This window comes from Streptomyces sp. NPDC001100 (assembly GCF_053598575.1).
Map to the genome: position 1 here is coordinate 1 of NZ_JBSFKO010000005.1, position 19,730 is coordinate 19,730.

At 69.7% G+C, this 19,730-nt stretch carries 20 protein-coding genes and 1 riboswitch; of the genes, 16 read left to right on the forward strand and 4 right to left on the reverse strand.

What is annotated here, in order from left to right:
* From ACWDEW_RS08265 to ACWDEW_RS08275, 3 genes are all read left to right on the forward strand, one after another.
* The coding region (locus ACWDEW_RS08265; RefSeq protein WP_450510764.1) for a cbb3-type cytochrome c oxidase subunit I at window positions 1-467 on the forward strand (467 nt) is incomplete at its 5' end.
* Window positions 464-862 (forward strand): cytochrome c oxidase subunit 4, encoded by a 399-nt coding sequence (locus tag ACWDEW_RS08270; protein ID WP_450510765.1) that lies wholly within the window; start codon window positions 464-466, stop codon window positions 860-862. The genes ACWDEW_RS08265 and ACWDEW_RS08270, both read left to right, overlap by 4 nt.
* Before the next feature lie 129 nt (window positions 863-991).
* On the forward strand, window positions 992-2,257 hold the full coding sequence (locus ACWDEW_RS08275) for an Ig-like domain-containing protein (RefSeq protein WP_450510767.1): 1,266 nt from the start codon (window positions 992-994) through the stop codon (window positions 2,255-2,257).
* Between the two features lie 116 nt (window positions 2,258-2,373).
* On the opposite strand, the gene ACWDEW_RS08280 is transcribed toward ACWDEW_RS08275, so the two are convergent.
* A complete protein-coding gene (locus tag ACWDEW_RS08280) occupies window positions 2,374-2,775 on the reverse strand; it encodes a response regulator transcription factor (protein ID WP_381241976.1) in 402 nt (133 codons plus the stop codon).
* 178 nt (window positions 2,776-2,953) lie between these two features.
* Between ACWDEW_RS08280 and ctaE the strand changes: the two genes are divergently transcribed.
* The 7 genes from ctaE (at window position 2,954) to ACWDEW_RS08315 (ending at window position 10,797) form a co-directional block, all read left to right on the forward strand.
* Window positions 2,954-3,574: an aa3-type cytochrome oxidase subunit III gene (gene ctaE / locus ACWDEW_RS08285; RefSeq protein WP_019067823.1), complete on the forward strand. Its 621-nt coding sequence runs from the start codon at window positions 2,954-2,956 to the stop codon at window positions 3,572-3,574.
* Between the two features lie 80 nt (window positions 3,575-3,654).
* Entirely contained in the window at window positions 3,655-4,464 is an 810-nt protein-coding gene (qcrC, locus tag ACWDEW_RS08290; protein ID WP_450510770.1) for a cytochrome bc1 complex diheme cytochrome c subunit, read from the forward strand.
* Window positions 4,461-5,516: a cytochrome bc1 complex Rieske iron-sulfur subunit gene (gene qcrA, locus ACWDEW_RS08295; RefSeq protein ID WP_450510772.1), complete on the forward strand. Its 1,056-nt coding sequence runs from the start codon at window positions 4,461-4,463 to the stop codon at window positions 5,514-5,516. The genes qcrC and qcrA overlap by 4 nt, the downstream gene beginning before the upstream one ends.
* Entirely contained in the window at window positions 5,513-7,144 is a 1,632-nt protein-coding gene (qcrB, locus tag ACWDEW_RS08300; protein ID WP_450510774.1) for a cytochrome bc1 complex cytochrome b subunit, read from the forward strand. Before qcrA ends, qcrB begins: the two co-directional genes overlap by 4 nt.
* Before the next feature lie 134 nt (window positions 7,145-7,278).
* On the forward strand, window positions 7,279-8,343 hold the full coding sequence (gene trpD, locus ACWDEW_RS08305) for an anthranilate phosphoribosyltransferase (protein ID WP_450510776.1): 1,065 nt from the start codon (window positions 7,279-7,281) through the stop codon (window positions 8,341-8,343).
* A gap of 80 nt (window positions 8,344-8,423) precedes the next feature.
* Window positions 8,424-8,540, forward strand: a riboswitch (SAM riboswitch).
* 165 nt (window positions 8,541-8,705) lie between these two features.
* On the forward strand, window positions 8,706-10,067 hold the full coding sequence (locus ACWDEW_RS08310) for an aminotransferase class V-fold PLP-dependent enzyme (protein WP_450510778.1): 1,362 nt from the start codon (window positions 8,706-8,708) through the stop codon (window positions 10,065-10,067).
* A 10-nt stretch (window positions 10,068-10,077) separates the two neighbouring features.
* Complete coding sequence (locus tag ACWDEW_RS08315; RefSeq protein ID WP_450510780.1) at window positions 10,078-10,797, forward strand: hypothetical protein; 720 nt, start codon at window positions 10,078-10,080, stop codon at window positions 10,795-10,797.
* Here ACWDEW_RS08315 and ACWDEW_RS08320 read toward each other — a convergent pair.
* Both ACWDEW_RS08320 and ACWDEW_RS08325 read right to left on the reverse strand, forming a co-directional pair.
* Window positions 10,794-11,075, reverse strand: a complete 282-nt coding sequence (locus ACWDEW_RS08320; RefSeq protein ID WP_019062383.1) for an Lrp/AsnC family transcriptional regulator — start codon at window positions 11,073-11,075, stop codon at window positions 10,794-10,796. The genes ACWDEW_RS08315 and ACWDEW_RS08320 overlap by 4 nt on opposite strands.
* Window positions 11,072-11,857: a rhomboid family intramembrane serine protease gene (locus ACWDEW_RS08325; protein ID WP_450510782.1), complete on the reverse strand. Its 786-nt coding sequence runs from the start codon at window positions 11,855-11,857 to the stop codon at window positions 11,072-11,074. The genes ACWDEW_RS08320 and ACWDEW_RS08325 overlap by 4 nt, the downstream gene beginning before the upstream one ends.
* Before the next feature lie 161 nt (window positions 11,858-12,018).
* Here ACWDEW_RS08325 and ACWDEW_RS08330 point away from each other — a divergent pair, with 161 nt between their 5' ends.
* The 5 genes from ACWDEW_RS08330 to ACWDEW_RS08350 all read left to right on the forward strand — a co-directional run bounded on the left by ACWDEW_RS08330 (window position 12,019) and on the right by ACWDEW_RS08350 (window position 17,348).
* Window positions 12,019-12,258, forward strand: coding sequence for a hypothetical protein (locus ACWDEW_RS08330; protein ID WP_019067815.1), 240 nt, complete (start codon window positions 12,019-12,021; stop codon window positions 12,256-12,258).
* Between the two features lie 37 nt (window positions 12,259-12,295).
* Window positions 12,296-13,639: an NYN domain-containing protein gene (locus tag ACWDEW_RS08335; RefSeq protein WP_450510784.1), complete on the forward strand. Its 1,344-nt coding sequence runs from the start codon at window positions 12,296-12,298 to the stop codon at window positions 13,637-13,639.
* 210 nt (window positions 13,640-13,849) lie between these two features.
* Window positions 13,850-14,884: an NlpC/P60 family protein gene (locus ACWDEW_RS08340; protein ID WP_450510785.1), complete on the forward strand. Its 1,035-nt coding sequence runs from the start codon at window positions 13,850-13,852 to the stop codon at window positions 14,882-14,884.
* Between the two features lie 220 nt (window positions 14,885-15,104).
* Window positions 15,105-16,127, forward strand: coding sequence for an NlpC/P60 family protein (locus ACWDEW_RS08345; protein ID WP_450510787.1), 1,023 nt, complete (start codon window positions 15,105-15,107; stop codon window positions 16,125-16,127).
* Window positions 16,128-16,157: 30 nt separating this feature from the next.
* On the forward strand, window positions 16,158-17,348 hold the full coding sequence (locus ACWDEW_RS08350) for a hypothetical protein (RefSeq protein WP_450510789.1): 1,191 nt from the start codon (window positions 16,158-16,160) through the stop codon (window positions 17,346-17,348).
* Here ACWDEW_RS08350 and ACWDEW_RS08355 read toward each other — a convergent pair.
* On the reverse strand, window positions 17,336-17,866 hold the full coding sequence (locus ACWDEW_RS08355; RefSeq protein ID WP_450510791.1) for a PadR family transcriptional regulator: 531 nt from the start codon (window positions 17,864-17,866) through the stop codon (window positions 17,336-17,338). The two genes, ACWDEW_RS08350 and ACWDEW_RS08355, sit on opposite strands and share 13 nt — an antisense overlap.
* Window positions 17,867-17,955: 89 nt before the next feature.
* Between ACWDEW_RS08355 and ACWDEW_RS08360 the strand changes: the two genes are divergently transcribed.
* A complete protein-coding gene (locus ACWDEW_RS08360) occupies window positions 17,956-19,701 on the forward strand; it encodes an MATE family efflux transporter (RefSeq protein WP_450510793.1) in 1,746 nt (581 codons plus the stop codon).
* The last annotated feature ends 29 nt before the right edge of the window (window positions 19,702-19,730 follow it).

The window sequence follows — 19,730 nt, forward strand, 5'->3', positions numbered from 1 at the left end:
AGATGACCGGCAAGATGCTCGACGAGCGCCTCGGCAAGATCACCTTCTGGACGCTGTTCATCGGCTTCCACGGCACCTTCCTGGTCCAGCACTGGCTGGGTGCCGAGGGCATGCCCCGTCGTTACGCGGACTACCTCGCGGCCGACGGCTTCACCGCCCTGAACACGATCTCGACGATCAGCTCGTTCCTGCTCGGCCTGTCGATCCTGCCGTTCCTCTACAACGTGTGGAAGACGGCCAAGTACGGCAAGAAGGTCGAGGTCGACGACCCGTGGGGCTACGGCCGTTCGCTCGAATGGGCGACGTCCTGCCCGCCGCCGCGGCACAACTTCCTCACCCTGCCCCGGATCCGCAGCGAATCCCCGGCGTTCGACCTGCACCACCCGGAGATCGCCGCTCTCGACCAGCTCGAGAACGCGCACCACGCTGACAAGGCCCTCGCCGGCGGCAAGGAGGCGGGCAAGTGAAGGTCCAGGGCTGGATGTTCATGTGGCTGAGCGTCTTCGTGCTCGCCATGGCGGTCGTGTACGGCCTCTGGTCCAAGGAGGCGGCCGGTACCACGGCCCTCTTCATGGCCTTCGGCCTCTGCGTCATGATCGGCTTCTACCTGGGCTTCACCGCCCGGCGGGTCGACACCCTGGCGCAGGACAACAAGGAGGCCGACGTCGCGGACGAGGCCGGCGAGGTGGGCTTCTTCAGCCCGCACAGCTGGCAGCCCCTCGCCCTCGGCATCGGCGGCGCGCTGGCCTTCCTCGGCGTGGCCATCGGCTGGTGGCTGCTGTACTTCTCGGCGCCGCTCATCATGATCGGTCTGTTCGGCTGGGTCTTCGAGTACTACCGCGGTGAGAACCGCACGCAGTAGCACACGCCGAACGCACACGAGCCCGGACACTCCGTCAGGAGGTCCGGGCTCGTGCTTTTGCCGCACAGCCGGTCCCTCGTCCGAGTGACCCACCGCGCCGCCGCTGACGAACCTTCATAGCCTCGGCTCATGAACCACTCTCCGCGCATCCGCACCGTCGTCAGCTGCACCCTGCTGGTGATCTCCCTCGGCGCGGGCGTCACCGCCTGCGGGTCCGGCGGCGGCAACCCGCTGTCGGACAAGCCGTACGACGCGGCGGGGCAGATCTCCTTCAACGGCCCGTCCGGCAAGGGCAAGAAGGCCGACCCCGACAAGCCCCTGGAGGTCACCGCTTCCGGTGACGACGGGCGGATCACGGACGTCACGGCCACGGACGCCGCGGGTCGCTATGTCACGGGCGAACTCAACGCCGACGGCACCCGCTGGCGCAGCACCTCCCCGCTGGCCGCCAACGCCCACTACACGGTGCGGGTGAGCACGGAGGACGAGGACGGCGCCCCCGGCCGCAAGGTCCTCACCTTCGACACCACCAAGCCGACCACCAAGAAGAGTCTGACCGTGAAGTTCGGTCCGGACGCCGGCACCTACGGCGTCGGCCAGCCGGTCACCGCCCAGCTGAACAAGCCCGTCAAGGACAAGGCGCAGCGGGCCATCGTGGAACGCGCCCTCAGGGTGGACTCCACGCCCGCCGTGGAGGGCGCCTGGCACTGGGTGGACGACAAGGAACTCCACTACCGCCCCAAGGAGTACTGGCCCGCCCACGCCACCATCCAGGTCCACAGCGACCTCGACGGCGTGAAGATCAGCGACCGCCTGTGGGGCGGCAGGTCCAAGGGGCTCAAGCTCACCACCGGCGACAAGATCGTCGCCGTGACGGACGCCGCGTCCCACGAGATGACGGTCTACAAGAACGGCGAGGAGATCAACGAGATCCCCGTCACCACCGGCAAGCCCGGCTTCGAGACCCGGAACGGCGTCAAGGTCGTCCTGGGCAAGGAGTACTTCGTACGGATGCGCGGTACCACCGTCGGCATCTCCGAGGGCTCCTCGGACTCGTACGACCTCCCCGTGTACTACGCCACCCGCGTCACCTGGAGCGGCGAGTACGTCCACGCCGCCCCCTGGTCCGTCGGCTCCCAGGGCTCCGAGAACGTCAGCCACGGCTGCACCGGCATGAGCACCAGCAACGCCGAGTGGTTCTTCGACACCATCCACGAGGGCGACGTCGTCAAGGTCGTCAACTCCAACGGCGACGACATGGAACCCTTCGGCAACGGCTTCGGCGACTGGAACCTGGGCTGGAAGAAGTGGCGGGGCGGCAGCGCACTGGTCGGCGGAACGCCTGATGGCCCGAGGCCCGAGGACGCGGCGAGACTCCGCCCCGAGTCAGTGTGACCCACCCAGGGGCGACCCACCTAGGGGCGCGGGGCTGTGACATTCGCGGCTCCGCCGCGTGGGCGCGACCAGCCACAACGGACCCGCAGTCGCCCATTGCCTCGCGCCCCACCCCACTAGGCGCTCAACGCCCGCTTCTCCCGCAGCAAAGAGGCCAGCGAGGCAGCGAACTCAACAGGGTCCACCGGCAACGTCACAGCGGCGTCCGCACGGCTCCACGTGGCAAGCCACGCATCCTGGGGCCGCCCGATCAGGACAAGCACAGGCGGGCAGTTGAAGATCTCGTCCTTCACCTGACGGCACAGCCCCATGCCACCCATCGGCGCGGACTCCCCGTCGAAGACGCAGACATCGATTCCACCCCGGTCCAGCTCCTTCACGACCGCGGCCTGCGTCGCGCACTCCAGGAACTCGACCAACGGCGCATCCGGAGCAGGCCTGCGCCCCGCCGCCAGCCGGACTTGCTCGCGGGTGTTGGAGTCGTCGCTGTAGACGAGCACCGTGGCAGTCGGCTGCATTGTTCCTCCGCGTCGTTGGTAGGGAACCCCAGGTACCGATGCGGCGGATGCTACTCCCTTGAACACCCCGTCAACACCTGTTGGAACACCCCTGCGATGGGCCATACGGGCAGTACACACGGTGCGAACACTCCGAACGGCACCCCCCGGAGTGAGGGCGGGATAAGCGACCGACATAATGTCGGTCGTGGCGACAGCAACGACAGTAGAAACCGGGCACGCGCACCCGTCGGTCAACCGGCCGAACCTCACCAGCGTCGGAACCATCATCTGGCTGAGTTCCGAGCTGATGTTCTTCGCGGCCCTCTTTGCGATGTACTTCACCCTGCGATCGGTGACCGGTCCGGATCACTGGAAGGAGATGGCGAGCCATCTCAACCTTCCGTTCTCCGCGACCAACACCACGATCCTGGTGCTCTCCTCCCTCACCTGCCAGCTCGGCGTGTTCGCCGCCGAGCGCGGGGACGTGAAGAAGCTCAGGGGCTGGTTCATCATCACGTTCGTGATGGGTGCGATCTTCATCGGCGGTCAGATCTTCGAGTACACGGAGCTGGTGAAGAAGGACGGCCTGTCGCTGTCCTCCGACCCGTACGGCTCGGTGTTCTATCTGACCACCGGCTTCCACGGCATGCACGTGACGGGTGGCCTCATCGCCTTCCTGTTCGTCCTCGGCCGCACCTACGCGGCGAAGAGGTTCACCCACGAACAGGCGACCGCGGCCATCGTCGTGTCCTACTACTGGCACTTCGTCGATGTCGTCTGGATCGGCCTCTTCGCCACGATCTACTTGATCAAGTAGTCGGGCCCGATCCCGCGCGCAGCCAAGAAGCGCACATTCCAGAAGCATCGACGCAGAAGATCCTGACACCGGGGTAATCCGTGAAAAAGCTCTCCACACGACGACGCCATCCGCTGGCGGCGGTCGTCGTACTACTCCTCGCGCTGGCGGCAGCCGGGGGGGCCTTCAGCCTGCTCGCGCCCGCGGGCAAGGCGCAGGCCGACGAGTCGGCTCAGTCCCTCTCCATCGACGAGGGCAAGAAGCTCTTCGCCGTCGGTTGCGCCAGCTGCCACGGCACCGGCGGTCAGGGCTCCTCCGACGGGCCGAGCCTCGTGGGCGTCGGCGCCGCGGCGGTCGACTTCCAGGTGGGCACCGGCCGTATGCCGGCCCAGCAGCCGGGCGCCCAGATCCCGGCCAAGAAGGTCATCTACTCCCAGGCCGAGATCGACCAGCTCGCGGCGTACATCGCCTCGCTGGGCGCCGGCCCGGTCATCCCGACGAAGAACGAGTACGGGCCGGAGGGGTCGGACATCGCCAAGGGCGGCGAGCTGTTCCGCACCAACTGCGCCCAGTGCCACAACTTCACCGGCAAGGGCGGCGCGCTGACGCACGGCAAGTTCGCGCCGAGCCTCGAAGGCGTTGCCCCCAAGCACATCTACGAGGCCATGCAGACCGGCCCGCAGAACATGCCTTCCTTCCCCGACACCACGCTGTCGTCGAAGAACAAGAAGGACATCATCGCGTATCTCAACGCGGTCAACGGCGACAACACCGAGAGCCCCGGCGGTCTTGAGCTGGGTGGTCTCGGTCCGGTCAGTGAGGGTCTCTTCGCCTGGATCTTCGGTCTGGGCGCGCTGATCGCGGTAGCCGTCTGGGTCGCCGCTCGGACCGCAAAGGCCAAGAAGTCATGAGTAGCCAAGACATTCCAGAAGAGAACCTGCCCGCTGAGCAGGACGCGCACGGCGCGGTGTCGGTCGCGGACGAGCAGAACCCGTTCGCCGACCCGGGACTGCCGCCGCACGAGCACCGGGTGCAGGACATCGACGAGCGGGCCGCCAAGCGGTCCGAGCGCGTCGTCGCCTTCCTGTTCACGGTCTCGATGCTCGCCACCGTCGGCTTCATCGCCTCGTACGTGGCGATCCCGCACGACAAGGCGATCTTCGTCTTCCCGATCGGTCACATCAACGCGCTCAACTTCGCGCTGGGTCTGACCCTCGGTACGGCGCTCTTCACCATCGGTGCGGGCGCGGTCCACTGGGCCCGCACCCTGATGTCCGACGTGGAGATCGCCGACGAGCGGCACGCGATCGAGGCGCCCCCCGAGGTCAAGGCCAAGGTTCTGGCCGACTTCAAGCAGGGTGCCAAGGAGTCCGCGCTCGGCCGTCGCAAGCTGATCCGCAACACGATGTTCGGCGCGCTGGCCCTGTTCCCGCTCTCCGGCGTCATGCTGCTGCGCGACCTGGGCCCGCTGCCGGGGACGAAGCTCCGCCACACGCTGTGGTCCAAGGGCAAGCTGCTCGTCAACATGAACACGAACCTGCCGCTGCGTCCCTCGGACGTGGCCGTCGGCTCGCTCACCTTCGCCAAGCCCGAGGGCCTGGAGGAGACCGACGAGGAGTTCCAGACCGAGATCGCCAAGTCTGCGCTGATGATCGTCCGGCTCCAGCCGGAGAACATCAAGGACAAGCGCGAGCTGGAGTGGGCGCACGAGGGCATCGTCGCCTTCTCGAAGATCTGCACCCACGTGGGCTGCCCGATCTCCCTGTACGAGCAGCAGACGCACCACGTGCTGTGCCCGTGCCACCAGTCCACCTTCGACCTCTCCGACGGTGCCCGAGTGATCTTCGGCCCGGCCGGTCACGCCCTGCCGCAGCTGCGCATCGGCGTGAGCGACGAGGGTTACCTCGAAGCGCTCGGCGACTTCGAGGAGCCCGTCGGTCCTGCATTCTGGGAGCGCGGATGAGCACCAACGAGAACAATGAGCGGCGCGACAAAGCACCGGCCGGCGAGCGTGTCGCCGACTGGGCGGACGGACGCCTCGGGATCTACTCCCTGGCCAAGTCCAACATGCGCAAGATCTTCCCCGACCACTGGTCGTTCATGCTGGGCGAGGTCTGCCTCTACAGCTTCATCATCATCATCCTCACGGGTGTGTATCTGACGCTGTTCTTCCACCCGTCGATGAACGAGGTGACGTACCACGGCAGCTATGTCCCCCTCCAGGGGCAGCTGATGTCGGAGGCGTTCAACTCGACGATGCACATCTCCTTCGATGTGCGCGGCGGTCTGCTGATCCGTCAGATCCACCACTGGGCGGCGCTGATCTTCCTCGCCGCCATGTTCGTGCACATGATGCGCGTGTTCTTCACGGGTGCGTTCCGCAAGCCGCGTGAGGTCAACTGGCTGTTCGGCTTCCTGCTGTTCGTCCTGGGTATGTTCACCGGCTTCACCGGTTACTCGCTCCCGGACGACCTGCTCTCCGGCACCGGTGTCCGCTTCATGGAGGGCGCGGTCCTGTCCGTGCCGATCGTGGGCACGTACCTGTCGTTCTTCCTCTTCGGCGGAGAGTTCCCGGGCGGCGACTTCGTCGCGCGGTTCTACTCGATCCACATCCTGCTGCTGCCGGGCATCATGCTCGGCCTGGTGGTCGGCCACCTGATCCTGGTCTTCTACCACAAGCACACGCAGTTCGCGGGTCCCGGAAAGACGAACAACAACGTCGTCGGCATGCCGCTGCTGCCGGTCTACATGGCCAAGGCCGGAGGCTTCTTCTTCCTGGTCTTCGGTGTCATCGCGGCCGTCGCGGCGATCGCCTCGATCAACCCGATCTGGGCCATGGGTCCCTACCGTCCGGACATGGTGTCCACGGGCGCCCAGCCCGACTGGTACATGGGCTTCTCCGAGGGCCTGATCCGTGTCATGCCGGGCTGGGAGATCAACTTCTGGGGCCACACGCTCGTCCTGGGTGTGTTCATCCCGCTGGTGGTCTTCCCGCTGGTCCTGGTCGCGATCGCGGTCTACCCGTTCATCGAGTCCTGGGTCACCGGCGACAAGCGCGAGCACCACATCCTGGACCGCCCGCGCAACGTCCCGACCCGTACGGCCTTCGGTGCCGCGTGGATCTCGTGGTACTTCGTCCTGCTCGTCGGTGGCGGCAACGACATCTGGGCCACGCACTTCCACCTGTCGATCAACTCGATCACCTGGTTCGTGCGCGTCGGCTTCTTCGTCGTGCCGGTCCTGGTCTTCCTCGCCACCAAGCGGGTCTGCCTCGGCCTCCAGCGCCGCGACAAGGACAAGGTGCTGCACGGCCGCGAGTCCGGCATCATCAAGCGCCTGCCGCACGGTGAGTTCGTCGAGATCCACGAGCCGCTCAGCCAGGACGCGCTGCACACGCTCACCGCGCACGAGCAGTACGTGCCGGCCGCGATCGGCGCGACGGTCGACGAGAACGGTGTCGAGCGCAAGGTCAAGGGCACCGAGAAGCTGCGCGCCAAGCTGAGCGAGGCGTACTACGGCGAGGAGTCCCAGATCGCCAAGCCCACCGTCGAGGAGTACAAGGAGATCACGAGCGGCCACGGCCACCACTGATCGCTGAGGCGTCGCCACGCCGCAGTCGAAGGGCCCCGTCCGAACACCGGACGGGGCCCTTCGCCGTGTCCCGCGCTGGATAGGGTGGGGGCACATCGTTGAACCATTTTTCTACGACACCCAGGAGCGGCCGTATGAGCGCTGTGACCCCCGCTGGAGGCGACACCGCGGCGGCCCGTTCCTGGCCCGACGTACTGAGCTCGCTGCTGGCCGGACAGGACCTGGACTCCGCCGACACGGCGTGGGCGATGGACCGCATCATGAGCGGTGAGGCCGCGGACGCGCAGATCGCGGGCTTCCTGGTGGCGCTGCGGGCCAAGGGCGAGACGGTCGAGGAGATCACCGGTCTCGTCGAGACGATGTACGCGCACGCGAAGCCGCTGGACATCCCGGGGCCGGCGGTCGACATCGTCGGTACGGGCGGCGACCGGGCCAAGACGGTCAACATCTCGACGATGTCCGCGATCGTGATCGCCGGTACGGGTGCGAAGGTCGTCAAGCACGGCAACCGGGCCGCGTCCTCGGCGAGCGGCTCCTCCGACGTGCTGGAGAAGCTGGGCATCAATCTGAACCTGCCGACCGAGCAGGTGGCGCGGGTGGCGGCGGAGGCCGGGATCACCTTCTGTTTCGCGGCCAAGTTCCACCCCGCGATGCGGTTCGCCGGCGCGGTCCGCGGAGCCCTGGGGATTCCGACCGCGTTCAACCTGCTGGGCCCGCTCACCAACCCGGCCCGCGTCACCACCTCGGCGGTCGGCTGCTTCGACACCCGCATGGCCGGGCTCATCGCCGGCGTGCTCGCCGAACGCGGTTCGTCCGCGCTGGTGTTCCGCGGCGACGACGGCCTCGACGAGCTGACGACCACCGCCACCTCCCGGGTGTGGATCGTCCGCGAGGGCAAGGTCACCGAGGAGTCCTTCGACCCCCGGGACGTCGGCCTCGAACTGGTCCCCATCGAGGCTCTGCGCGGCGCCGACCCCGACTACAACGCGGGCGTCGCCCGCCGCCTCCTGGACGGCGAGCCGGGACCGGTGCGGGACGCCGTACTCCTGAACTCGGCGGCCGCCCTGGTGGCGCTGGAGCGGGGTGACGGGCCGCTGGCGGACCGGATCAGGGCCGGGATGGAGAAGGCCGCGGAGTCGATCGACTCCGGGGCCGCCAAGCGCACTCTGGAGCGCTGGGCGGCGGCCACCAACGCGTAGCCGTTCGTACGGGGGTCGTCGTCCCGCGATCCGGACACGGGTTGCGGGGCGGCGATCACCTCACGTAAGTTTTCTGACCAGGTCATGAGTGACAGTCATGAGGCCCCGGCCGACTGTCCGGCAACCCTCCGTCCGTGGCGGGGTGCCCCGGGTGAAGACCAGGCCGTGGGCAGCGAGGTCCGCGGCAAGCGCGGGCCCCTCGAAAGACACCAGGGGTCCTGGTCATCGAGGGAGTCCTCTGTGAGCAAGCGAATGCGATAGGGCGCCGAGCCCCGCCTCCGCACACCCCCTTTCACCCCCTCCGTGCTTGAGCCCTGCGCGCTCGCACGGCGGAACCGCCTTGCCTCTCACAGGAGTTCGCCATGTCTGTCGCCACCGCTGCCGCCGCCCAGACCATTTGTGCCCAGCTGCCCGTTCTCGGCCGGGATGTCACCGTCCCGCTCGTCACGGGCGGCGAGGTCACCTACGCGGCGCTCGACTACGCGGCCAGCGCACCCGCCCTGCAGCGCGTCTGGGACGACGTGGCGGCCTACGCCCCGTACTACGGCAGCGTGCACCGCGGCGCCGGCTACCTCTCCCAGCTGTCGACGGACCTCTTCGAGAACGCGCGGAAGACCGTCGCCGAGTTCCTCGACTGCCGCCCCGACGACCAGCTGGTCTTCACCCGCTCGACCACGGACTCCCTCAACCTCCTCGCCGCCGCCCTGCCCGCCGACTGCCAGGTCTTCGTCTTCGAGACCGAGCACCACGCCTCGCTGCTGCCGTGGAAGGACGCCCGGGTCACCTACCTCAACGCCCCGCGCACCCCGCGCCAGGCCGTCGAGACGCTGGAGCAGGCCCTCGCCGACCTCGACCCCCACGGTCCGGCCCTCGTCTGCGTCACCGGCGCCTCGAACGTCACCGGCGAACTGTGGCCGGTCCGCGAACTGGCCGCCGCCGCGCACGCCCACGGCGCCCGGATCGTCCTGGACGCCGCCCAGCTCGCCCCGCACCACCCGGTGTCCGTCCAGGACCTCGACGTCGACTGGATCGCCTTCTCCGGCCACAAGCTCTACGCCCCCTTCGGCTCCGGCGTCCTCGCCGGCCGCGCCGACTGGCTCCGGGCAGCCGATCCCTACCTCGCCGGCGGCGGCGCCAGCCGCAAGGTAACTCGGCGTGAGGACGGGGGAGTTGACGTGGAGTGGCACGACAGCGCGGCCCGGCACGAGGCCGGCTCCCCGAACGTCATCGGCGCCTACTCCATCGCGTCGGCCTGCAGGGCGCTCACCGAGGCCGGCTTCGACACGCTGGTCGCGCGCGAGCAGTACCTGATCGAGAAGGTGCGGGCGGGCCTGGCCGAGGTCCCCGCGGTCCGCGTTCTGTCGCTCTTCGGCGACGACGCCCCGCGCGTCGGCGTCATCTCCTTCGTCGTCGACGGCTGGAACAGCTCGCACTTCGCCGCCGCCCTCTCCGCCGAGTACGGCATCGGCGTCCGCGACGGCCTCTTCTGCGCCCACCCGCTGGTGCGCACCCTGCTCGGCAGCGACCCGGGGACCCAGGGCGAGTGCGGTGCCCCGGAGGCCGCCCCGGGCGAGAAGTCCCTCAACGCGATCCGCGTGAGCTTCGGCGCGGGCACCCCGGACGAGCACGTCGAGCGCTTCGTGACGGCCGTACGGGAGCTCGTGACCGACGGCGCGAAGTGGAACTACCGTACGCAGGACGGCCGTTGCGTGCCTGCCGTGTGACCATCCAGGGGTGGGGATTCCATCCGCGGTGAGTGGAGCGGCGGCGGCCGAGGGGCTGGGCGAGCCACTGGGCGAGGCGGTCGTACGGCGTGCGCCGCGTCTGCTCGGCGGGAAGCGGGTCCATCTGTACGAGGAGGGGCTCGTTCTCGCGCACGGTGCGCGGGTCCGGCGCTGGGCGGACGTGACGCGCTGGCGTTCCACCGTCGACGTGATCGTCACGAGCAACGAGAAGGGCGACAGGGCCTGGTACACCCTGGCCCACCGGCATCTCCTGCGGTTCGGCGACGGGACGGAACAGGGCTTCCTGCTCGACGAGCGGCGGACCGAGCTGGGGCCGATGGTCGTCGAGCCCTTCGAGAACCCGCGGATCCGGTCCGCCGCCGAGCACGTCCGCAAGCGCGTGGCCGAGGCCCAGGCACCGGGACTGCTCGACCGGATCGGGGCGGGCCGGCAGGTCACCTTCGGCCCGCTCACGGCGGACACCCGCGGGCTGTTCCTGCCGGGCGGCCTGCTGGCCCACCGCTGGGCCGAGATGCGGGAGCCGTACTCCGCCGTCGACCTGCCGGACTTTCCCGTGCCGGCGTCCTGGTGGCTGCGGCCCCGGGACGCCCGGCTCGTGCTACTGGGCAAGGACGGACATGGCGAACCGCACCGCACCGAGCTGCCGGCCTGGGAGGTCGTGAACTGGGCCGCGCTGGTCGCCCTGTCGAAGCGGCTGGGCGCCCGCTAGGAGTCCAGCCCGATCGCGAACGCCGCCTCCAGGTCGTGCTGGGAGTACGTCCGGAACGCCACGTGCGTGTCCGTGCCCTCGACGCCCGGAATCTTGCTGATCCGGCCCGGGATGACCTCGGCCAGATCCTCGTGCTGCCGGACCCGCACCATCGCGATCAGGTCGTAGGTACCGGTGACGGAGAAGACCTCGCTCACGGATTCGAGCGCGGCGATCGACTCGGCGATCTCCGGAATCCGGTCCACGCTGGTCTTGATGAGGACGATCGCGGTGATCACGGCTGGTTCTCTCCCTCGGGGACCGTTGCTGGGGCGGCCCTCACTCTAGTCGCCCTGCCGTCGCCCACCACCGCCCTTCCGAGGCCGCCCTTCGGGCCCTTCCTCTTTCCGAATCTGACCCACGCGTAACCGAAGCCCAGCGTGAAGCCGACCAGGTGGGCGAGGTACGCCACCCCCGGCCCCTGCGCGGCCTGGCCCGCCGCCAGCCACTGGAGGGCCGCCCAGAACGGAAGTACGACCCACGCGGGGAAGCGCAGCGGCAGAAAGAAGAGGAAGGGGAGGAGGCTCGTCACGCGGGCCCGGGGGAAGAGGTACAGGAACGCCCCGAGGACCGCCGAGATCGCCCCGGACGCGCCGACCAGGGACTGTGCGGAGCCGGCGTTGGCCAGCGCGTAGCCCAGCAGCGCCAGATAGCCGCAGACCGCGTAGAACAGGATGAACTCGACTCGGCCCAGCCGTTCCTCGGTCATCGCTCCGAAGACGTAGAGGAAGAGCATGTTGCCGAGGAGGTGGATCCAGCTGCCGTGGACGAAGAGGGCCGTGACGGGGGTGAGGGCCTCGCGGGCGGGGTGCGCGAACAGGTCGGCCGGTACCACTCCCCAGCGGTGGAAGTACGCCCGCTGGGCGACGAGCAGCGCGTCCCCGGTGCCGTAGGACGGGACGAAGCCCGAGGCCGGCCCGAGGACGAAGATCAGGCAGCACAGGGCGATCAGGGCGTATGTCATGGGTGCCGTGGTGTTCCGGAGGGCTCTGACGGCCGCTGTTGCCCAGGTGCTGATCATGGATACAGAGCATGGCGTAACGGGACGTACCGGGGCGGGGTGCCTCGCCGCTGTGGACGGCCGAGCGGCGAGTACCCGCCAGGCCGTAGGGTTACGAGCCACACTCGCCGGGGAAACCGGCGATCACGGAAACTGGAACAAGAAGGAAGCGGACAGCCACGATGACGGTACCCCTGCCGACCGCCTCGACGCGGTGGCGCTGCACCCTCTGCGGCAACCTCACGCGCTTCGACGTGACGCGTTCGTCGAAGGTCGTGGAGTACCTCCACCTGGACCTGGCGGGTGAGCCGAAGGTGGAGGAGCGCGAGGTGGTCAGTGAGACCATCGAGTCGGTGCGCTGCCGCTGGTGCAACGCCGTGGATCAGGTGGAACTCGTGGACAGGCCGGGCGCCGGCTCCTGAGAGGGAGCGGCCCCGCACACGTATTGGGGTGTGAGGGATGGTGGAGAACTCAGGCGGGGGGCCGGGCGACGGCGCCGCCGAGGTGCTCGACCGCCCGCTGCCCGACGGCGTGCGGAGAAGGGTCGTGCAGATCGTCTCCGACGGGTTCGGCGGCCTCACCGTCTCCGAACTGCCCGCGCAGCTACGACAGTACGCCCGCTTCGCCCCCAACCGGCGCGCCAAGTTCGCCGGCAACGCCATGGCCGCCGCGCTGGAGACCGATCCGCTGTTCCGGCAGCGTATCGGGGAGAAGCTGAGAGAGGCCCAGCCGGAGCTCACCGGCGCCCTCGACTCCGGCTCGCCGCCCCCGGCCGCGGATCCGCTCGACGTGGCGGCCGCGGCCTATGTTCTGCGCCCCACCGGCTGGGTCAAGCTGGTGACCGCCGCCGGCGAGGAGGCGCTGCGCGCCGACGCCGAGCGCGCCGACGAGGAGAGCCGGGCCGAACTGGAGCGGCTGCGCGAGGAGTTGGCGCAGGCGCGGGACGCCACCCGGGCCGAGACCGAGCGGCTGCGCACCGAGCTGGACGCGGCGAAGAAGGAAGCGGAATCGCTGCACCGCAAGCTGCGTTCCGCGCACAGCGACATCAAGCGCGGCGAGGCCGCCCTGCGCAAGCTGCGGGCCGAGACGGACGCCGCGCGCGCCGAGGGGCAGACCCAGCTGTCCGCCGCGGAGAGCGAGGGCCGGCGCCTCAAGGCGCGGCTCAGTGAGGCCGAGGCGTCACTGGAGGCCACCCGCAAGGCGGCACGCGAGGGGCGCAGCGTCGAGGACATGCGGGTACGGCTGCTGCTCGACACCGTGCTGGAGGCGACCCAGGGGCTGCGCCGTGAGCTGGCGCTGCCGCCCGTCTCCGTACGGCCCGCCGAGACCGTCGACGCGGTCGAACCGGGACGAATGACCCCCAAAGACATCGCGGCACGGGCGCTGTCCGAGAACGACCCCGCGATCCTCGACCAGTTGCTCGCGCTGCCGCAGGCCCATCTGGTCGTCGACGGCTACAACGTCACCAAGACCGGCTATCCCCAAATGCCCCTGGAGAAGCAGCGGTTGAGGCTGCTGGGGCAGCTCTCCCAGCTGGCCGCGCAGACCGGCGCCGAGGTCACCTGTGTCTTCGACGGGGCCGAGCTGGCCGCGCCGGTGCTGCTCGCGCCGCCGCGCGGAGTGCGGGTGCTGTTCTCCAAACCGGGCGTCACTGCCGACGAGTTGATCCGCCAGCTGGTGCGGGCGGAGCCGCCGGGGCGGCCGGTCATCGTGGCGTCGACCGACCGTGAGGTGGCCGACGGCATCGCGAAGGCGGGCGCTCGGCCCGTCGCTTCTGCGGTACTCCTCAAGCGACTGTCGTGAAGGTCAACGTACAGGTTTAATGCCGGAATTGACCGATCGGTCACGCAACGTAGCGTCAATCAGCCATCACTGCATGTTGGTTATGTGCAAAGAATGCTTTGAGTGACGGCATTTTTTAGTGTGAGGATTTGAACTGATCACAGGAACGTCACTAGGGTCATGCCTCGAACCTCCGAACGGGTGATCACTCAATAGAAGGAGCTCGACTCCGTGGCGTCCCATCGTCGACCGAAGCAGCCGAGCCGCACGCGTGTCACCGTGCTGACCACCGCAGCCGCTGCCGCCGTTGCCTTCAGCGCTCAGGCCGCCAATGCCGCGCCGAGCGAGAAGCCCAACAAGGACGAGGTCAAGTCGAAGGTCGACGCCCTCTACGAGCAGGCCGAGCAGGCCACCGAGAAGCTCGACGGGGCCCAGGAGAAGCAGGAGAAGCTCCAGAAGGAGATCTCCACCATCCAGGACAACGTGGCCCGCGGTCAGGAGGAGCTCAACAAGCTCCGGGACGGCCTCGGCACGATGGCCAGCGCCCAGTACCGCACCGGCGGCATCGACCCGTCGATCCAGCTGTTCCTGTCCTCGGACCCGAGCGACTACCTCGACAAGGCGTCCACCATGGACCAGTTGAGCGCTCAGCAGGTCGAGGCGCTCACGAAGATCCAGAGCAAGCAGCGCGAACTCGCCCAGGAGCGCGCGGAGGCGAGCACCAAGCTCAAGGACCTCTCCGCCACCCGCACCGAGCTCAAGAAGAAGAAGGACGAGGTCAAGGCCAAGCTGGCCTCGGCCCAGAAGCTGCTCAACACCCTGACGGCGGCGGAGAAGGAAGCCCTCGCCAAGGAGCAGGCCAACGCCGCCAGCCGTTCCACCTCCCGCGTGAACCTCGGCAACACCGGTTCCGCCTCCGGCCGCGCCGCCTCGGCCTTCGCCGCCGCCCAGTCCGTGATCGGCTCCCCGTACGTGTACGGCGCCTCCGGCCCCTCCTCCTTCGACTGCTCCGGCCTCACCTCCTGGGCCTACGCGCAGGCGGGCGTCTCCATCCCCCGCACCTCCGAGGCGCAGGCCAACGCCGGCACCCGGATCTACAGCGAGAGCGACCTCAAGGTCGGCGACCTGGTCATCTTCTACGGCGACTACCACCACGTCGGCCTCTACGCGGGCAACGGCCAGGTGCTGCACGCCCCGCACACCGGTGCCGTGGTGCGCTACGAGTCGATCTCCAACATGCCCTTCCAGTTCGGCGTCCGGATCTGATCCGGTCCGTATCCGGTCGTTCCGCACCGCCCGAACGGGCGAATTACGACACTCCAGGCTGACCCCGCGCCCCGCCCATGACCTGCGTCATAGGCGGGGCGTCACGTTGTGTGCCCGCGGAGGTCTTTGGCCCGCACCCCTCCACAGAGCTACTGTCTGGCGCGTTTCCCCGCATCGGGGGAGCGGTCCGTGTCCGCCAGCGGAAGGAGTGCGGCTTCCCGTGGGATCCCGTCGTCGCCAAGCACCGTCCGGGTTCGACCGAGGCGCCAGTGCCGCGGTCTGTGTGATGTCCGCCGCCGCCGCGGCGCTCGGAGCCCTTCCGGCCACGTCCGCCGTGGCCGCGCCGCACGACGACGCCCGGGCCGAGGTGGACCGGCTCTACCAGGAGGCCGAGAAGGCGACCCAGGCCTACGACAAGGCCGACGAGCGCGCCGGGCAGCTGCACCGGCAGGTCAGCGACGCCCAGGACCGGATCGCCCGGCAGCAGCAGCGCATCAACACCATGCGGGACGCGCTGGGTTCACTCGCCGGCGCCCAGTACCGCTCCGGCGGCATCGACCCCACCGTCGCGCTGCTGTTCTCCGACGACCCGGCCGACTATCTCGACAAGGCCTCCGTCCTCGACCGCATCACCACCGAGCAGGCGGGCGAGCTCAAGGACCTCCAGGACGCCATGCGCGAACTCGCGCAGGAGCGCAGCGAGGCCACCGGCCACCTCGCCGAACTGGAGCGCAGCCGCAAGGCCGTCGCCGGCCACAAGAAGACCGTCGAGAGCAAGCTCGCCAAGGCCCGGCAGATCCTCAACGGGATGCCGCTCGCCGACCGCGCCGCCTTCGACCGGGCCTCCCGCTCCTCCCGCGTGGACATCCCCGACCTCGGCGCCGGCGTTCCGTCCTCGGGCCGCGCCGCAGCCGCCGTGGCCGCCGCCCAGTCCGCACTCGGCAAGCCCTACGTCTGGGGCGCCACGGGCCCCAGCGGCTTCGACTGCTCCGGCCTGATGCAGTGGTCGTACGCCCGGGCGGGCGTCCACCTCCCGCGCACCTCGCAGGAGCAGCGCTACGCCGGCCACCAGATCCCGCTCTCCCAGGCGCAGCCCGGCGATCTGGTCGTCTACCGCTCCGACGCCAGCCATGTCGCGATGTACGTGGGCAACGGCCAGGTCATCCACGCCCCCTACCCGGGCGCGCCGGTGCGCTACGACCCGGTCGGCATGATGCCCGTCTCGTCGGTCACGAGGGTCTGAACCGGCGCGAAAGGGTCGTACGATCGGGAAGTGACTGGTCGTAGGCGGGCGTCGCGCTCCGGAGTGCTCGCACTGTGTCTGCTGTTCGGCTCGCTGGTGGCGTGCGGCGGGCAGCCGGCGCCGGACAGTGCGAACGCGGCGGTGCAGCGGCTGCTGGACACCCGGGCGGCGGCCGTCCTGCACCACGACGAGACGGCGTACACCCGCACCGGCGCGCGCACCGCCTACGAGAACCTGAGCGCCGTACCGCTGGCGTCCTGGTCCTACCGGCTGACCTCGCTGCACCGCACCGGCGCCACCGCGACCGCCGACGCCGACCTCAGCTACCGCGTCCGGGGCTACGACACCTCACCCGTCACCGTCGGCCGGGCGCTCACGCTCCGCCTGACCGCCGACGGGCAGTGGTACGTCGACTCCGACAAGCCCGCGAAGAAGTCGGGCCAGCAGCTGTGGGACCAGGGCAAGGTGAGCGTCGTCAGGGGCCCGCACAGCCTCGTCATGGGGGTCGGGCAGTCTGCCGCGGGCCTGCGCGAGTACCGCACGCTCGCGGACCACGCCGTACCGGCCGTGTCGGGCGCCTGGGGCACCGACTGGACCCGGCACGTCGTCGTGCTCGTCCCCGACTCCCTGGACGGCATGGCGGGCCTCCTGGGCGCACCCGCCGCGTCCTACCGGGGCATCGCGGCGGTGACGACGGGGGAGGCGGGCGGTTCGGGCGACGCCCCGGCGGACCGGATCATCGTCAACCCGGAGGCGTACGCCATGCTGGGCTCGGTCGGCAAGCAGGTGGTGCTGACCCATGAGACGACCCATGTGGCCACCCGCGCCCACACCACCTCCGCGACCCCGCTCTGGCTGTCGGAGGGCTACGCTGACTGGATCGGCTACCGGGGCACAGGCCGCACCCCGGTCCAGGCCGCACCCGAGCTCTACCGCGCGGTCGAGGACGGCAACCTTCCGATCGCCCTCCCCGCCGACAAGGACTTCGGCTTCAGCGGCGAGGCCGGCGAACTGGCCCAGGCCTACGAGGGCGGCTGGCTGGCCTGCCGGATGATCGAGGACCGGTGGGGAGTGATCCAACTGGGCAAGTTCTACCGGGCAGTTGGCGCCCACAAGAAGCGGGTCGGGGCGGTGGAGGACGCGATGAAGAAGGTTCTCGGAGTGAGCCTGGACGACTTCACCGCGCAGTGGCGGGACTATCTCAAGACTCAACTCGCCTGATCCAGTTGGGCGATGGCCTCGGTGAGCCACTCCCGCTCGGCCGCGCCCGTCGCCCGCGCGACCCGCAACATGCCCTGCCGGAACAGGTCTTGGGCCTCCTCCGCCCGCACCGGCTCACCGTCCCGGTAGAAGAAACTCGCCGGGGTCTCCAGGAACTCCAGCCGACGGCGCAGCACGGCCGCCTGCTCCTCCCGGTCGGGCAGGTGTCGTAGGAAGGCCAGGACCGTGTTGAAGCGGACGTGGTCGGTGATCTCGGTCTGCGTGGGGTGGCGGAGGCGTTCCAGGAGGTCGGCGCGGCCCGTTTCGGTGAGGGACAGGACCCGGCGCGGGGCCGCGCTCGTGCCGTCCTCCGTGTGCTGGTCGAGCTTGCCCGCGGTGACCAGGCGGGCGATCGCCGGGTAGAGCGCGCCGTCGCTGACCGGGCGGACATGGCCGCTGAGCGCCTTGATGCGTTCCTTCAACTCGTAGCCGTGCAGCGGTTGTTCGGCGAGGAAGCCGAGGATCGACAGCTCCAGCATGTTTCTCCTTGCGGACGCGGTGAGCCCATGCTACCTCTTATCGAGCTACCTCGAATAGAGGTAGCTCGTATCGAGGGGGTCCGGTCGCCGTGAACAGTCATCGCAAGCAGCTCATATCGCTCGCCCACCCCGTCTACCTCTCGCTCCTCGCCTCCGTCGCCGCCGGGATCATCAACACCGTCTGGGTCGCCCGGCTCGGCGGCCCGGCCGTCGCCGCGGTGGCCGTCGCGACCGGGACCGAGAACGTGCTGCTGGGCATCGCCCTGGTCTTCGCCTCCGGGACGACCGTGCTGGTCGCCCACGCGAGGGGAGCCCGCGACCCGGCGGCGCTGCGCTCGGCGGTCCGCGGCGGCTGGGCCCTGTGCGCACTGGTCACCCCGGCGGTCGTCACGGCCGGCTTCCTGCTCCGCGCCCCTCTCTCCCGCCTGCTCCTGGGCGGCGCCGGGCCCGAACTCCCGCTCGCCGTCGCCTACTTCACGATCTCCCTGCCGGGCATCGCCGTCTTCTACGCCCAGCAACTCGTCGACGGCATCCTCAAGGGCGCCGGCGACACGAGAACCCCGATGCGCCTGGCCCTCCTGGCCAACGGCCTGATCCTGGTCTGCGACCCCTTCCTCATCCACCTCTACGGCGTCCGGGGCGCCGCCGCCTCGACCGTGCTGTGCCGGGTGCTCGCGCTGGGGGTGGGACTGCGCGCCCTGCGCCGCAACGCCGTGTTGCGAGCGGGGGCCGCCCCCGCCGAGCCCGGCCTCGCCGAGTCCGCTCCCGCCGGACCTGCCTCCGAAGAGCCCACTTCCGGCGAGTCCGCTTCCGCCGAACCGGTTTGCGACGAGTCCGCTGTCGTCGAGTTCGGTTCTGCGGAGGCTGTCTTCTCTCGGCCCGCATCCGCAGAGTGTGCTTCCGCCGATGCGGCTTCCGGTGGGTTCGCTGTGGTCGAGCCCGGTCCTGGGGAGGCTGTCTTCTCTCGGCCCGCATCCGTAGTGTCTGCTTCCGCCGATGCGGCTTCCGGCGAGCTCGGCCCTCCGGAGGCCGGCCTCGCTCGACCCGCACCCGGCGAGTCCGCATCTGCTCAGCCCGTACCCGCTCGGCCCGCCCCCGGAGAGCCGGTGCCCGCCGAACCCCTCTCCGCCGCCCTGCGCCGCACGTTCGCCACCGGTCTGCCCATGTCCGCCGACTTCACCGTGCGGCAGGGCGGTGCGCTGGTGCTGGTCGCGATCGTGGCGCGGATCGGGGTGTCGGCGGTGGCCGCGTACGCCATCGGCTACAAGGTCCTGTACGTCGCGACGATGGCCTTCTACTCCGTGCGGCAGGCCGCCTCCATCCACACCGCGCACCTGCGGGGGATGGGCGAGGACGCGAGGCGGGAGATCGGGCGGCAGGCGATGCTCGTGTCCGGCACGGTCGGCGTGGCGGCGGCCGTCCTGCTCTGCGGCACCGCCCCCTGGATCATGGCCGCCTTCGGCACCGGGCCCCAAGTCGCCCACGAGGGCGCCCTGTTCCTGCGCTGCGTCGGCCCCTACCTGCTGCTGATGGCCTGCTTCATCGCGCTCGGCGGGGTCTTCGAGGGCAGCGGGGGAGCACCGGCGCTGCTCCGGGTCACCGTGCTCGGCACGGCGGTCCAACTCCCGCTTGCGTACGGCCTGTCGGGGCTCGGACTGCCCGGTGTGTGTCTGGCGATGGCGCTCTCGATAGGCGTGCAGTGCACGGCGGTGGCGGTGCTGTTCCGGCGGGGCGGTGCCCGTTCGGCGGACCGGGTTGCCGGGAAGGACGGGCGCCCCCTCGACGCCGACGGGCAGGGGGCGGTGTGTGCGGCTGCACGGCGGGGGAGCACGTGACCTCGGCCCTCGGAGGACGATGCGATGGG

Excerpts from the sequence above, each read along its gene's own strand:
- ACWDEW_RS08275 (WP_450510767.1), top strand. The coding sequence starts at position 992 with ATGAACCACTCTCCGCGCATCCGCACCGTCGTCAGCTGCACCCTGCTG.
- ACWDEW_RS08335 (WP_450510784.1), top strand. The coding sequence starts at position 12,296 with ATGGTGGAGAACTCAGGCGGGGGGCCGGGCGACGGCGCCGCCGAGGTG.
- ACWDEW_RS08330 (WP_019067815.1), top strand. The coding sequence starts at position 12,019 with ATGACGGTACCCCTGCCGACCGCCTCGACGCGGTGGCGCTGCACCCTC.
- trpD (WP_450510776.1), top strand. The coding sequence starts at position 7,279 with ATGAGCGCTGTGACCCCCGCTGGAGGCGACACCGCGGCGGCCCGTTCC.
- ACWDEW_RS08280 (WP_381241976.1), bottom strand. The coding sequence starts at position 2,775 with ATGCAGCCGACTGCCACGGTGCTCGTCTACAGCGACGACTCCAACACC.
- qcrB (WP_450510774.1), top strand. The coding sequence starts at position 5,513 with ATGAGCACCAACGAGAACAATGAGCGGCGCGACAAAGCACCGGCCGGC.
- ACWDEW_RS08310 (WP_450510778.1), top strand. The coding sequence starts at position 8,706 with ATGTCTGTCGCCACCGCTGCCGCCGCCCAGACCATTTGTGCCCAGCTG.
- ctaE (WP_019067823.1), top strand. The coding sequence starts at position 2,954 with ATGTCGGTCGTGGCGACAGCAACGACAGTAGAAACCGGGCACGCGCAC.
- qcrA (WP_450510772.1), top strand. The coding sequence starts at position 4,461 with ATGAGTAGCCAAGACATTCCAGAAGAGAACCTGCCCGCTGAGCAGGAC.
- ACWDEW_RS08325 (WP_450510782.1), bottom strand. The coding sequence starts at position 11,857 with ATGATCAGCACCTGGGCAACAGCGGCCGTCAGAGCCCTCCGGAACACC.
- ACWDEW_RS08355 (WP_450510791.1), bottom strand. The coding sequence starts at position 17,866 with ATGCTGGAGCTGTCGATCCTCGGCTTCCTCGCCGAACAACCGCTGCAC.